At 45.1% G+C, this 13,944-nt stretch carries 13 protein-coding genes; 5 read left to right on the forward strand and 8 right to left on the reverse strand.

All coding sequences use genetic code 11. From position 1 onward, the window contains the following. Positions 1-92 precede the first annotated feature (92 nt). From VIM88_RS09870 to htpG, 3 genes are all read right to left on the reverse strand, one after another. Positions 93-1,019: a cation diffusion facilitator family transporter gene (locus tag VIM88_RS09870; RefSeq protein ID WP_331862723.1), complete on the reverse strand. Its 927-nt coding sequence runs from the start codon at positions 1,017-1,019 to the stop codon at positions 93-95. Beyond that, entirely contained in the window at positions 1,016-1,675 is a 660-nt protein-coding gene (locus VIM88_RS09875; RefSeq protein ID WP_331862724.1) for a hypothetical protein, read from the reverse strand. The genes VIM88_RS09870 and VIM88_RS09875 overlap by 4 nt, the downstream gene beginning before the upstream one ends. 135 nt (positions 1,676-1,810) lie before the next feature. Next, complete coding sequence (htpG, locus tag VIM88_RS09880; protein WP_331862725.1) at positions 1,811-3,673, reverse strand: molecular chaperone HtpG; 1,863 nt, start codon at positions 3,671-3,673, stop codon at positions 1,811-1,813. Between the two features lie 144 nt (positions 3,674-3,817). On the opposite strand from htpG, the gene VIM88_RS09885 reads away from it, so the two are divergent. Further along, positions 3,818-4,309: a SixA phosphatase family protein gene (locus VIM88_RS09885; protein ID WP_331862726.1), complete on the forward strand. Its 492-nt coding sequence runs from the start codon at positions 3,818-3,820 to the stop codon at positions 4,307-4,309. A 5-nt stretch (positions 4,310-4,314) separates the two neighbouring features. On the opposite strand, the gene VIM88_RS09890 is transcribed toward VIM88_RS09885, so the two are convergent. The 5 genes from VIM88_RS09890 to nadB all read right to left on the reverse strand — a co-directional run bounded on the left by VIM88_RS09890 (position 4,315) and on the right by nadB (position 9,544). Continuing rightward, positions 4,315-4,917 (reverse strand): transglutaminase domain-containing protein, encoded by a 603-nt coding sequence (locus VIM88_RS09890; protein WP_331862727.1) that lies wholly within the window; start codon positions 4,915-4,917, stop codon positions 4,315-4,317. A gap of 32 nt (positions 4,918-4,949) precedes the next feature. Continuing rightward, positions 4,950-6,116, reverse strand: a complete 1,167-nt coding sequence (locus tag VIM88_RS09895) for a hypothetical protein (RefSeq protein WP_331862728.1) — start codon at positions 6,114-6,116, stop codon at positions 4,950-4,952. A 66-nt stretch (positions 6,117-6,182) separates the two neighbouring features. Then, positions 6,183-6,449 carry a hypothetical protein gene (locus VIM88_RS09900; protein ID WP_331862729.1) on the reverse strand — a complete coding sequence of 89 codons (267 nt, stop codon included), beginning with the start codon at positions 6,447-6,449 and terminating at the stop codon, positions 6,183-6,185. Between the two features lie 25 nt (positions 6,450-6,474). Then, complete coding sequence (guaA, locus tag VIM88_RS09905; RefSeq protein WP_331862730.1) at positions 6,475-8,013, reverse strand: glutamine-hydrolyzing GMP synthase; 1,539 nt, start codon at positions 8,011-8,013, stop codon at positions 6,475-6,477. A gap of 73 nt (positions 8,014-8,086) precedes the next feature. Further along, positions 8,087-9,544: an L-aspartate oxidase gene (gene nadB / locus VIM88_RS09910; RefSeq protein ID WP_331862731.1), complete on the reverse strand. Its 1,458-nt coding sequence runs from the start codon at positions 9,542-9,544 to the stop codon at positions 8,087-8,089. Positions 9,545-9,663: 119 nt separating this feature from the next. Here nadB and VIM88_RS09915 point away from each other — a divergent pair, with 119 nt between their 5' ends. The 4 genes from VIM88_RS09915 to VIM88_RS09930 all read left to right on the forward strand — a co-directional run bounded on the left by VIM88_RS09915 (position 9,664) and on the right by VIM88_RS09930 (position 13,941). After that, positions 9,664-10,107, forward strand: a complete 444-nt coding sequence (locus tag VIM88_RS09915) for a hypothetical protein (protein WP_331862732.1) — start codon at positions 9,664-9,666, stop codon at positions 10,105-10,107. Then, a complete protein-coding gene (uvrC, locus tag VIM88_RS09920) occupies positions 10,095-11,885 on the forward strand; it encodes an excinuclease ABC subunit UvrC (protein ID WP_331862733.1) in 1,791 nt (596 codons plus the stop codon). The genes VIM88_RS09915 and uvrC overlap by 13 nt, the downstream gene beginning before the upstream one ends. Before the next feature lie 292 nt (positions 11,886-12,177). Further along, positions 12,178-12,591 (forward strand): PAS domain S-box protein, encoded by a 414-nt coding sequence (locus VIM88_RS09925; protein ID WP_331862734.1) that lies wholly within the window; start codon positions 12,178-12,180, stop codon positions 12,589-12,591. An 18-nt stretch (positions 12,592-12,609) separates the two neighbouring features. Next, entirely contained in the window at positions 12,610-13,941 is a 1,332-nt protein-coding gene (locus VIM88_RS09930) for a hypothetical protein (RefSeq protein ID WP_331862735.1), read from the forward strand. The last annotated feature ends 3 nt before the right edge of the window (positions 13,942-13,944 follow it).

A 13,944-nucleotide genomic window follows, 5' to 3' on the forward strand; every position in this document is an offset into this window, starting at 1 on the left:
AGAACTATGATTTTATACATTCTTCTTCCTGGCACCATCGTTTTGTAAGCAAGGGACCAGAGCAACCACCTTGGTCTTTCTGCTGAGGATATTTAATCGATCAGGCTCTTGCCATACAGCATCGCATCGTTCATAAGCTCGTCATCATAAGGGTCGAAATGCGGGGAGATCAGCCAGTTCTTCTTCTTGTCCAATGCATGGATCTGTTCTTCGACCTCATCTGCTATACGGTGGGCATCAAGCAATAATATATTGGGACGAAGTACCATATGGAACTCTACAAAATTGGTAGAACCGTCCGTACGTGTTTTAAGCCAGTGGTAACTTGCCACTTCCGAATGAGAGGAGATGATATTGCCGATCTCTTCTACCATCTCCGCATCCAGCGCACGGTCCAAAAGTATTTCTATCCCCTCTTGTATGATCTCATAGGCAGAGTAAATAATATAGACGCCTATACCCAACCCAATGACGGCATCGATCGCATCCAGACCTGTCACATAGACCAATCCCAGTGCCGTCAGAACCGCCGCATTGCTCCACAGGTCTGTTTTATAGTGCAATGCATCTGCCCTAATGACAAGGTTCTGTGTCTCCTTTGCCACCTTTAATAAATACCTTACCAAAAGATAGGTAATGATGATAGAAAATGTCATCGCCACGATAGAAGGCGTCAGCAAAGTGGTTTCCGTACCTTTACTTAATTTCTTGATCGCTTCATAGATAATATAGAGTCCGGAAATCGTAATGATCGTGCCTTCTATCACTGCCGCAACAGCCTGCACCTTGCCTTTCCCGTAATGGTACTCCTCATCCGGATGCTCTTCTGACTTCTTTATGGCAAAAAAGTTAAAGACAGAGACCAGCATATCCAGAAGTGAGTCTATCGCAGATGCCAGTACCGCCACCGAGCCGCTCACCACCCCTAGTACCAATTTGATCAGTACCAGCAGTGTAGCGACCGAACTCGATACCAGTGTTGCCTTTTTTTGTGACGACATTTTAGGCTTTGCTTTCATCCGTATCTCCCTCTCTTTTCTTTGATCATCAACAACCCATTAGCCCCCAATAATCCCAAGGACACCACAATATAGAGTAGAAGAAGTATCCATAGTGCCGCACTTACTATTTCAAGGAAAGGGAAAAACAGTGTTATGCGATATAGTATACCGAGTAATACTGTATATTTCACCATATCATGCAGCCTTGCATAGAACTTGATAATGGTTTCTTCCCTGCAGTGTGCACATCTCTTCTCAATGGTTTGCTGCTCCCGTCTATCTAAAAATGCATAAACGAACTTTAAAAGATAGCGCGACAACATAATGATCACAGCGATGCGCACGATGACAAGAAGTGCATTCAGCCAGAACCCCTCCGGTATCTTGGCCCAGAGTTCCCAAAGAAGCGCCTTGAGACTCATCCCCTGATAGAGATACGTGATACAGAACACAGACACCGCTGTTAACCCAAGCCATAGCAGTACTTTGAGCACTATGAACAGGTAACTTCTGGCTTTTTCTATTTTCGTTTTGTGTTTCTCATAGGAGGCTGTGTTCTTCATCAGACCGAACGCAAACCGGTAATGTAACTTCAGCAGTACATAGATGCCAAATACAGCAAAAAGAAGCAATGCAAAAACAATTATCTCTTGATAGAGATCAGGAATACCCATGGTGAATGACCTAATGTATTAGTGGATGTGATTTTAGCATAAGTTTGTTTTAAAGCGTACAGAGAGGAAAGCCAGGTTGTAGTGGGAATCATACCTTACGATATACCATAAAGGTGGTATATCGGTCAGGCTTATTTACAGTGCTTTCGTAGCCAGAGAAGCGATTCTTGAAGCAAAGGCACTCTTGTCTTTAGGTTCGAAGCCTTCAGCCAGTTTCGCACCGTCAAGCAGTATCCAGGCGATGTCGGCAAACAACCCTTCATCGCTCAGACTGTTGAGCTTTTTGATCATCTCGTGTTCCGGATTTAGCTCGAGTATCAAAGGGGTTTCAGGCATCTCCTGACCCATTTGTGCAAAGATCCCTGCCATGGCCGCCAGAGGGTCTGAAGGATCTTTTAGTACACAGGACGGACTTGAGGTCAAACGTGTAGAGATCTTCACATCTTTCACCTCTTTGCCTAAAACTTCTTTGATCTTCTCTGTAAGATCCTTAAACTCATTTTCGATCTCTTCTTTTTCTTCTTCGGTCTTGGTATCAGGTGCTTCGATAGCAGTGATGTCTTTCAGCTCCCACTCTTTGTATTTTTCGATCATCGGTGTGACAATGCTGTCTTCATCTTTGTCATCCATGATCAGGACTTCAATGCCTGCCCTGATATAGGCTTCCAGCAGCGGAGAGTTTCTAAGTACTTTCTCATCCTCACCTATCAGATAATAGATCTCTTTTTTCTCAGAGTTTGCACGTGAGATATAGTCCTCAAAACCTACCAGCCCCTCTTCGGTTGAAGATTTATATCTGACGATCTCCAGAAGCAGCTCTTTGTTCACATAGTCCGTATAGATACCCTCTTTGATCATTTTGTTGTACTGTTTCGTGAAGGTGACCGCATCATCGCCGCTGAGCTTTTTGATCTGCTGAAGTATCTTTTTCGTTGAACTCTGTTTGATGTTTGCCAGAATTCTGTTCTCCTGAAGCAATTCACGGGATACGTTCAGAGGAAGGTCCTCGCTGTCGATGATCCCTCTGACAAAACGTAAATAAGGAGGCAGCAGCTCTTTGCTGTCATCGGTGATAAAGACACGCTTGACATACAGCTTCACCCCAGCCTCATAGTCCGGTCTGTACATATCCATCGGTGCTCTTTTAGGGATGTAAAAGAGTGTCGTAAACTCATTGGCCCCTTCCACTCTGTTGTGCAGATACGTCAAAGGTTCGTCATCTCCGTGTGCGAGCGTTTTGTAGAACTCTATGTAGTCTTCTTTTTTCAGCTCGGACTTCGGAAGGGTCCATAGTGCAGTGGCAGCATTGGCCTGCTCTGACTTGTTGACCATTTTCGTCACTTTGTCATCCCCTTCACCCTCTGTCTCTTCCTCTGAGAAGTGAAGCATGATCGGGTACGCAATATGGTTAGAGTACTTCTTGATCACCGTTTCTATTCTATGCTTCTCTAAAAACTCTTTTTCATCCTCTTTCAGCTTGATGTATATAATGGTCCCGTGCTCTTCTTTGGTCACAGGCTTGACCTCATACTCACCCGTACCATCTGTCGAGAACATGTACGCCTGTTCTTCTCCCGCTTTTTTGGAAATGACATCTACATGCTCGGCTACCATGAATACAGAGTAGAACCCTACCCCGAACTGACCGATCAGATTCGAATCTTTTTTTGCATCTCCTGTAAGGTTTTCCATAAAGGCTTTGGTACCTGACTTGGCGATCGTTCCCAGGTTCTCCATGAGGTCTGCTTCATTCATACCTATACCGTTATCACCGAGGGTCAATGAGTTATCTTCCTTATCAAGCTTGATAAAGACTTTTCCTGACCAGTTCTCATCTTTATACTTGTCATCTGTTAAAGAGAGATAGTTGAACTTGTCTATTGCATCACTCGCATTGGAGACCAGCTCTCTGACAAAGATCTCTTTGTTGGAATAAAGAGAGTGTGTCATGAGTTTTAAAAGCTGTCCTATTTCTGTTTGAAACTGATGTTTTGCCATGTATGTTTCTCCTCTATATGATTATTTTTTTGGGATTATAGTCTATTTTCGCAAAAATTACAAGTTTTTTAGAAAGATAGTTTAGTCAAAGTGACTAAACTATGGTCATATATATCTCTTATCCTTTTTTGCTATACTTTTAGTATGAAAAACTTATATCTCATCAGACATGCCAAATCAGACTGGAATGACGAAAGCAAAAGTGACCTGGAGCGAGGTCTCAACAAACGGGGTCAAAAAGCGATTGTGACCATGGCGGATGCACTCAGAAAAGTAAACGTCATGCCCGACCTGATACTCTGTAGTCCTGCCAAAAGGGCCAAGCTCACCGCTAAAGGGCTGGCCAAAGAGATCAAGTATAAGGGTAAGATAGACTACATTGAAACCCTCTATATGGCAGAACCCATAGAGGTCATCAGGCTCATCAAAGAGATCCCGGACAAATACAATAACGTCTTTATCATCGGTCATAACCCTGAAACAACAGAATTGACGGATCTTATGGTAGATGAGTATATCGATAACGTACCTACATTGGGTATCGTTGGTTTCAATGCACCTATCAAACATTGGAAAAAATTCAAACCCGAAAAAACCAAGCTTGACTTTTTTATCTACCCAAAAATGTTCGAGTAGCTATCTTATCGTTTCCACTCTAACGTTCTGAGCGGAATTTTTTCATTCGAGAACGGCTCAACGATCACATCGATCTCCTTGAGTTTGTACTGTAAGGGGAAACCTACTTTTGAACCTTTGGCCGTGCTCTCCAGGATATAGTATTTCTTCCCGTTCACCCAAAGCCCTTTTGTCCGATCCAAGCGTTTATCCTCTATGGCCGTGATGATGAAAATATGCTTTGGTACCAGCACAAAATAGGCTTCCTTTCCTAACGCATGCAGCATGGAGATCAGCAGGTTGCTCTTGTCATCACAGTCCCCAAAATTTTGCTGTATGGTTTTTTGTGCTGAATACTGCTGAAAGGTAGCCGTCCTGTAGGGGATCTCGGTCACGAAATCCAATAACGTTTGTACTTCGCATAAGGCATCTCTACAGTGCTGTGTTAATGAAAATGCTTTATCCTGGATCGCTTCAGAAGTCGTGACATATGATCTATATACCCCATTGGAGGTGCCTACATGGGTTCTCTCTACGATAGCCATCGCTTTGATGGTACCGTAGACAAAAGCGACAAATGCGATCACTATAATAAGCAGAGATAGGTTCTTTTTGCTCTCACTCTTCATGTCAGGTATACACTACGCTACGAAACCGTGTCCTATTTTGTAGAGGTTTCACACCCCTGCTGTTGACGCTCTGCCAAAAGCTCTGCCCGCCTTCTCTCGGCATCTCTTAACATTTTCTTTTTATTGTTACTTACCGTGATCCCCGGTACCGGCATTGCCTGCGCCTTTTCTTCCAAATGGAACGCACTGGTATTCTTTACCATGAGCATAAACTCATACAGTTGGACCAGTTCTTCCTCGATAGCATCACATGCTCCAGAGGATGCGGCAGGTTTACTTGCGGGTGCTTTTGTATCAGCTGTTTTCACCGTACTCTCTGGCATAGGCGTTTTATCAGCCTGTGTTTGACGCTCTGCTTCAGGTGCTGCCTCTTCAGCCTTTACTTCGCTTGTCGTGGATGCTCTGGTGGGTGCTTTGGTATGATGCACCGTGACAGCTGCTACGGGCTCTGCTGCAGCCTTGGCTTCCACAGGGAGAGTAGCGGCAGGGTCTGCCTTAGCCGCCGATGCATCAGGTTTCATCATTGTTTGATCACTCTCGGCAGATGCTTCAGACACCACTGCAGGTTTCTTTACGGCTGGCTTTTCATCCGGCACTGTCGCAGCGCCTGCAGGTACAGGGGTTTTGCAACCCTGGTTTTCACGCTCCTGTAAAAGTTCTGCACGTTTCCTCTCTACATCTCTCAACATGTGTTTTTTGTTGTTGCTCACCGTGATCCCCGGGACAGGAAGTGCTGTGGCCTTTTCTTCTAAATGGAACGCACTGGTATGGTTTACCATCGCAGTGAACTCGTCCAGCCTGATCAGTTGTCTATCGATGGCACTACATGGATCTGAAGATATAGCGGTATCTTTCATGTCTGCAGTGCTAGGTTCACAACCATACTTTTGACGCTCTGCAGCATACTCTGCCCGCTTCTTCTCTGCATCTTTTAGCATCTGTTTTCTGTTATTGCTAACCGTGATCCCAGGGACAGGAAGTGCTGTGGCCTTTTCTTCCAGATGGAACGCACTGGAGTTTTGCACCACTTCCGTAAAACTGTCCAGCCTCATCACCTTTTCATCGATGACAGCACATGGATCAGAGGACAAAGAAGGTTCACCTACCACCGCCATTTTATCCGCTACTTGGCCGCTGCAGGCTGTCAACAATATCACGATCGAAAAAGAAGAGAGTAGATGAAGAAGTGTTTGTTTCATAAGAGGTTCCTTTAAGAAATATTATAGCAGAAGCATCTCAAATACATCGCATACCTGTGTGCAAGATCATTTCAAACGTTTTTCGGTCACCTCGTCCGGTTCTACCTCACACAAAAGTGTATCTTGTCCGCAGTGCCGGCAGGTGGTTCTCATCGTAAAGATATACCAGCCGTTTTTATCTTTCAGTATGGAGTTACCGCACTTGGGACAGGTGATACGGCTCTGCACAATGGCCAATATCATTGCAAGGGCCAACTGCAGGGTACTGTGTGTGTAAAAGACTGACAGCACGATCAAAAGCGCTACGGAAATACCCAGAAAAAGGTATTTCACATAAGAGGGGATACACATGCTGAAACTATTCCCACTCGATCGTCGCAGGTGGCTTGGAACTGATATCATACACCACTCTGTTGATCCCGTCAATTTCGTTGATGATCCTTCTGCTCATACCTTCCAGTACATCATGCGGTACATGTGCGAACGTCGCTGTCATACCGTCTACCGACTCGACCATACGGATACAGACCGTGTTGTCATAGGTACGATTGTCACCCATCACGCCGACTGACTGCACATTCAGCAGTACCGTGAACGCCTGCCATACTTTGTCATAGTAGCCTGTGGCTTTAAGCTCTTCCTGCATGATGGCATCCGATTCGCGAAGCAGTCTCAGTGCCTCTTCGTTGACCTCACCCATCACCCTGATGGCAAGCCCCGGTCCGGGGAACGGATGTCTGCCTATCATATGTTTGGGAAGTCCCAGTTCAAGACCGAGTTTTCTTACCTCATCTTTGAAGATCTCTCTCAGCGGTTCGACCAGCTCAAAGGTCATCCAGTCAGGCAGTCCTCCCACATTGTGGTGGGACTTGATCGTTTTGGACGGGCCTTTTACAGAAACCGACTCTATGACATCGGTGTAGAGTGTCCCTTGTGCCAGGAAACTGACATCGGTATGTTTTTTCGCTTCTTTGTCAAACACTTCTATGAATTTCTCACCGATGGCTTTTCTTTTCTGCTCAGGGTCCGTCACACCGGCAAGTGCTTCCATGAACTCTTTTTTTGCGTCGATGGTGATCAGCGGGATGCCAACCAGTTTGAACATGTCCTGAACCTGTTCTGCTTCATCTTTTCGAAGGAGTCCCTGATCGACAAAGACACAGATCAACTGCTCTTTGGGAAGTGCTTCATTCAGCATCGCGGCAACCACGGAAGAATCCACCCCTCCACTTACACCACACAACACTTTTCTGTCACCTACCTGTGCCTTGATCGCGGCGATCTTCTCTTTTGCAAAACTTCCCATGTTCCACGTACTGTCACAGCCGCAGATATATTTTGCAAAGTTTTTCAACATCACTGTGCCATCTACAGAATGGTGCACTTCCGGATGGAACTGAAATGCATAGATATTTCTGCTCTCATCGGCTATGGCCGCGTACGGAGAGTTTTCACTTGTACCTATCACTTCAAAGCCCTCAGGTATACGTTCAGCTTTGTCACCATGACTCATCCATACGATAGAATCATCGGAAATGTTTTGAAAGATCTTGGAGTTATTTTCTATCCTGAGCTTTGCTTTTCCATACTCATGATGATCCGCAGCGATCACCGAACCGCCAAAGTGTTGTGTGATAAGCTGCATGCCGTAACAGACACCCAGGATAGGCAGTCCCAGGTCCCAGATACCGTCATCAGGCTTATACGCATCTTCGGCATAGACTGAAGCCGGACCGCCTGAAAGGATGATCCCTTGCGGTTTTCTTGCTTTGATATCTTCGATACTTTCACGATACGGTACCACTTCGGTATACACACCGCTCTCTCTGAGTTTTCTAGCGATCAGCTGTGTATATTGTGAGCCAAAGTCTAAGACCAAAATAGGTACTTCTTTCATATATCTTTCCTTATTAAATTATATACCTGTTGTTCCGAAGAGACAACGTTATCCACGGTGGAAGAAGGCAGGTTTATCCTTCATCCGCTTCAACATAGTGAGAGCCCAGGGACTCTTTTCTTGCAAGTGCGGCCTCCACGATTGCAGAAGCGGTGTTCAGCCTAAGCTTCAGCAATCTTCCGATCTCTTTATTTTTCATATCATAAATGAGATTTTTTGCCTCATGCATCCCTTTGGTCGTCCTGATAATCCCTATATCGTCCCACATCACCTGACGCAGTTTTTGCTTATAGATTTTATCCTTCTCTTTGTGCAGAATATTACCGTAATCTTTCTCAAATTTAGGTGTTTTCATCTCTTTATGCGCTTTGGAAAGCAGATGGTCCACTGCACGTTTGGCAAAGACCACTCCCTCAAGCAGTGAATTGGATGCCAAACGGTTGGCTCCGTGTACGCCGGTTCGTGCTGCTTCACCTATGACATACAGACCTTCCATGCCGTCTATGCACCCGTTGGTATCACATTTTATGCCTCCGTTAGAGTAGTGGAACGCAGGCGAAATGGCGATCTTGTCCCGGGGGAACTTGTATCCGAGTGCACCGAACGTACGTGTGATGTTCGGAAAACGGTGCTCGAACCACTTCTCTTCGAACATAGAGAAATCAAGATAGGCTTTTTGCCCCGTTTTGCGCTTATGATTGAAGATACCCCGAGCCACGATATCCCGACTTGCCAACTCACCTCTCTCATCATAATCGAACAGGAAACGTCTTCCCTCTTGATCCACTACATGTGCACCCTCTCCCCTGAGCGCCTCGGTCAGTAACAGTTTTCTTGCAAATGGGGTATCCACAAATACGGTGGGGTGAAACTGCATGAATTCCATATCGGCAAGTTCTATCCCTTTTTCAACACAGATGCCATGGATATCCGCACTGACGGTACGCGAGTTTGTGTTGTAGGCATAGAGTGAACCTATCCCCCCAGAAGCGATGATCACATCATCTGCATAGATCGTCGTGGGTTCATAATTGACCGTTGCTTTTACCCCAAAACATCTGCCATTATCGATAAGCAGGTCATAGACCAATGTATTTTTCTGCAGCTGGTGTTTGTTCTGCACCATCATAAAGTAATGCATGTAACGCCCTGTGGCGTCTCCGCCTGCATGAATGATACGTTCTACCGAATGGGCCGCCTCTTTCGTATAAAGGATTCTGCCTTGTTCATCCGTATCAAACTCCATCCCTCTAGAGATGATATCATGCGTGGTCTCCAGTGAAGTACGGGAAAGGATCTCCACAGCTTCTTTATTGTTATGGTACGAACCCGCAGCCATCGTGTCCGACACATGAAGCGGGATATCCGCTTCGTTCAAAGCGGTTGTCATACCTCCCTGGGCATAAAAGGTGTTGCACTCCCATGGGATATCTTTACAGACCACTAAGACGTTTTTGCTAGCGGGCAGCTGCATCGCAGCATATAGTCCTGCGATACCGGCCCCTATGATCAATACATCATACTTTTCCACCTCTATCCTTCACTCTTCACTGTTGAATTTTGGTCCGTCTCGTCCGGAACATATACAGGATCTGTTTTATACCCGCATCCTGTCAAGATGATACAGCAAATTGATGTTATAATCGCTTTATGAAAAAAGCCAGTATGATTTTGTCTCATTTATCTTCTCAACCTCAGTTTAAATCATTAAAAAGACAAGCGTGCTACGAGAAGTATATCAGTCTGCTGAGTCACAAATGGCAGAAAGCAGTTGCCTTTGTGTACATCAAGGATGAAACACTTTTCGTAGCGGTCACGCATCCTGGCTTTAAAATGGAACTTAATTATAATAAAGATTTATTAAAAAGCCTATTAACACAGCTGGCTGCACATGACAAATCGTGTGAGATGATGCAGGCACAAAAAGTGGTGGTCTTTCACAGCCGCTATTATGCAATGCCTGAGGAAAAGCATGCTTATGACACTGTGCCGCACTATCATGAACGCGCCAAAGGTGATTTTGAAACACCCGAGGACAATGCGCTCAAAGAAAAATTCGAACGTATCAAAGCACTGATCACATGCAATCAGTAATCCAGAACCTGCCTTCCTCGGCGGGCGTCTATCAGTATTTTGATGCCAAAGGCAAACTGCTCTATGTAGGAAAAGCCAAGAACCTGAAAAACCGGATCAAAAGCTACTGGCGTTTCACCCCCGCTTTTAAACCCAATGAAGCACAAAGTTCCCGTATCATAAAGATGCTCTATGAGGCTGACAGACTGGAGTATATCCTTGTGGAAACGGAAGAGGATGCCCTCATCCTGGAAAACTCTCTGATCAAACAGCTCAAACCCAAATACAATATCCTGCTCCGCGATGACAAGACCTATCCCTATATCTATATTGATGAGACACTGGAGTTCCCCCGGTTCGAGATCACGCGCAAAGTCGTCAAAGGGAAAAACATCACCTACTATGGTCCCTTCCCATCGGGCGGGAAAGCGCTGCTCGATGCCATCTATGAGGTCTACCCGCTGATACAGAGAAAGTCCTGTCTCAAAGAGGGGAAAGCCTGCCTTTTTTATCAGATACATAAATGCCTTGCACCCTGTGAAGGGAAGATAACCCCTGATGCCTATGCCAAAATAGTCGATGAGGCCAAGACCTCCATCCTGAAACGTAAAAATCTCATCACGGTACTGGAAGAGAAAATGACCCATCTTGCACTGCAGGAGCGCTACGAAGAGGCCGCCGCCATGAGGGACAGCATACAGACCATCTCCTCCCTCACCATGTCATCGAACATAGATGTGGCAAAGGAACTTGACCTTGATATCTTTGCCATACAGAACGGGGATGAAAAAGGGGTGATCGTGAAACTTTTTATGCGCGGAGGGAAGATCATCTCCTCAACCTATTCCTATTTCAGGCATACCCATATCTTTGATGAAAATGAAGCCTACAAGCAGGCATTGCTGGAATTTTACACGGTCGACACCCCCCATATTAGCAAACAGATACTGACAGCACACACCTTTGAGGACAGCCAGCAGGTAGCCCACACCCTCTCTGCGCGTTTTGGAGACAAGATAGAAATAGCGACACCTCAGCGTGGCCCCAAAGCAAAACTCATTGCATTGGCCCTGCAAAACTGCGAAGAGCTGTTGCGAAAGACCCAAGATGATACCCTCATGGAACAAAAGATCGCTGACCTTCTCGATCTCAGTGTCATCCCCTACCGTATAGAAACCTTTGACAACTCTCACTTGATGGGGGCCGCTACCGTTGGGGGCATGGTGGTATGGGACGAAGGGAAATGGGATAAGAACAGTTACAGACGGTACACACTGCATGCACGCGATGAATACGGACAAATGAAAGAGATGCTTACCCGGCGTATAGAAAACTTTAAAGAAGCGCCTGCACCTGACCTGTGGATACTCGATGGAGGACAGGCCAATCTCAACCTTGCGCTTTCTCTGCTGAAAGAAGCCAATGTAAATCTTGATGTCATCGCCATAGCCAAAGAGAAACTGGATGCCAAAGCACACCGTGCGAAAGGGGCAGCGAAAGATATGCTCTATACGATCCACGGGATGCTTGAACTAAAACCCAATGACAAGCGCCTGCACTGGATCCAGCGCCAGCGGGATGAAGCCCATCGCTATGCGATCACCTACCACCAGAACAAAAAACGCAAAGAAGACACACACATTTCACTCCTTGAGAAAAAAGGGATAGGCAAGGCAACGGTCAAAAAGCTCATCGACTATTTTGGGACATTCGAAGCCATAGAGAATGCATCGCGTGAAGAAATTGCAAAAGTGACCAATAACAAAATTTCAAACATTATCAAAAATAATAATACATAATCAACCATATTTTGATATTTTTTACTAAAAACCGCTTATTTCATTCTATTTTTAGTTTAATTGTTATAGAGTTTTAGGAGTGGGATGATGTATATAATATTTTAGCTACTTGATATTATACAATTTACGTAACACTAGGTTAACAGCTGAGCGCATTGTGAAGTGAGGGGAAGAAAACCATAGGAATCACTTAGATTGCTAGGTTTCAGACAGTGATCTTTGGCTTGAAGTTTACTGGAATCCGCTTCTTCTTGATACACTTGAGATACTATAAAAGGGGTAAAAGAATACCATGAATAGACCTAATCCAATTGATGAAGAGTATACTTTTGAGAAAGGTCTGATAGTTAGTTCTACAGACCTTAAGGGGATCATCACCTATGCTAACAGGAAATTCTGTGAAATATCAGGATATACCAAAGATGAACTCGTAGGAAAGAATCATAATATTGTCAGGCATCCCGATATGCCGAAAGCAGCCTTTAAAGAGCTCTGGGACACGATCCAATCAGGGAAAGAATGGACAGGCATTGTTAAGAACCTGAGAAAAGACGGGAGATACTACTGGGTCTATTCCCACATTTCACCCATAGTGGCCGATGATGAAGTGGTCGGCTATACTGCAGCCAGAAGGCCTGCCTCACCTACAGAGATCGAAGAAAGCACTCCTATCTATAGGGACTTATTAGAAAAAGAAAAAAACTAAACACGGGATATCAATACAATGTACTTTATACTAAACGAAACGAACCAGATCATAGCTGCTGATACTGATTTATTGGAATTATGCGGATTGACACATATCGATCAATTGAATTTGAACATTGCACTGGGGAAAACCAAGTTCGATCATACCTCCGAAGAGAACCTTGTCATCACAGAGGAAGATAATGATACCTCATACCCTATGTCTAAAGTTTCTCTTTCAAGTATGCTCGGTCATCTGACCCTGGTCGATCTGAAGAGACCGGAAGAAGGAAACGAAGACCTCCTGTCAGATATCAAGACAGGTATACCGGAAGAGAGTGATGAGGATATCATTGCTCATGACCTGGATACGGAACTGTACTCCCTCGAGCCAGAGACGGAGGAAACAGGTCTGGAAACCGAGGCGGTTGAAGAGGACACAGCATTAATGGATCTTGACCTGGGTATCGCAGAGGAGACAGCTGAGAGCATCGATGAGATAGCGCCGGCACCAAGTGAAGATACGGATATCTTGGATCTGGACCTGGACTTTGCCTTAAAAGAGGAAGAGGCAGCTGAAGTACAGCCAGTGACCGATGGATCTGAAGAGATCCTTATAGACATCGCACAAGTGAGCCAGCGTATCGGCGTTTCAGAAGAAGACTATGATACATTCCTCAATGAGTATATCAATACCGCACTGGAACTGGAACAAGACCTTAAAAGTGCTGATGCACAAAAACGTGCAGATGCCATTGGAACGCTCACAAACCTTAGTGATCTCCTGCAGCTTCCTATGATGTCAGGTTTGGTCGCTTCGATCAATACCGCTTCAGAAGAGAAGCAGCAAGAGGCTATAGGGTCATTCTACTCTGCACTTTCAAGGATCACCACATCACAAGCCCCTGAAAAAGAGCCTGAGATGGAGCCTGAAATGGAGCTGTTTGGTTTAGAAGAAGAACCAAAAGAAGAAGCTGAACCTGCCGCTGAAAAGAGTGAAAAGGGCTTTGGGAGCATCAGCCTGGAGGGTATCAAGCCTATTTACTTTGATTTTCGATTGGAAGAGGCTGCAAATGACCTCTCCTTGCCGATCGACCTCATTGAAGAGTTTGTACGTGATTTTATAGAGCAGGCACATGTTGAGACAGAGAAAATGTTAAAAGCGTATGAGGAAGGTGATCTGGATAGCATCCAAAAGATAGGGCATCTGCTGAAAGGGGCATCAAGCAACCTCCGTATCAATCCACTATCTGATACACTCTACAAGATACAGTTCTGTGAAGATGTCAGTAAGCTCGAAGCATATATCAAAGACTATTGGGCCCACTTCCTGTCTTTTGAAATTCAAATAAACGCACTAGCTAAATAAAAG

It is taken from the genome of Sulfurovum sp., from assembly GCF_036568385.1.
Lineage (GTDB): Bacteria > Campylobacterota > Campylobacteria > Campylobacterales > Sulfurovaceae > Sulfurovum.

Coding starts and splice junctions, on each gene's coding strand:
- VIM88_RS09930 (WP_331862735.1), top strand. CDS start 12,610: ATGTACTTTATACTAAACGAAACGAACCAGATCATAGCTGCTGATACT.
- uvrC (WP_331862733.1), top strand. CDS start 10,095: ATGCAATCAGTAATCCAGAACCTGCCTTCCTCGGCGGGCGTCTATCAG.
- VIM88_RS09915 (WP_331862732.1), top strand. CDS start 9,664: ATGAAAAAAGCCAGTATGATTTTGTCTCATTTATCTTCTCAACCTCAG.
- VIM88_RS09885 (WP_331862726.1), top strand. CDS start 3,818: ATGAAAAACTTATATCTCATCAGACATGCCAAATCAGACTGGAATGAC.
- guaA (WP_331862730.1), bottom strand. CDS start 8,013: ATGAAAGAAGTACCTATTTTGGTCTTAGACTTTGGCTCACAATATACA.
- htpG (WP_331862725.1), bottom strand. CDS start 3,673: ATGGCAAAACATCAGTTTCAAACAGAAATAGGACAGCTTTTAAAACTC.
- VIM88_RS09925 (WP_331862734.1), top strand. CDS start 12,178: ATGAATAGACCTAATCCAATTGATGAAGAGTATACTTTTGAGAAAGGT.
- VIM88_RS09875 (WP_331862724.1), bottom strand. CDS start 1,675: ATGGGTATTCCTGATCTCTATCAAGAGATAATTGTTTTTGCATTGCTT.
- VIM88_RS09890 (WP_331862727.1), bottom strand. CDS start 4,917: ATGAAGAGTGAGAGCAAAAAGAACCTATCTCTGCTTATTATAGTGATC.
- VIM88_RS09895 (WP_331862728.1), bottom strand. CDS start 6,116: ATGAAACAAACACTTCTTCATCTACTCTCTTCTTTTTCGATCGTGATA.
- VIM88_RS09870 (WP_331862723.1), bottom strand. CDS start 1,019: ATGAAAGCAAAGCCTAAAATGTCGTCACAAAAAAAGGCAACACTGGTA.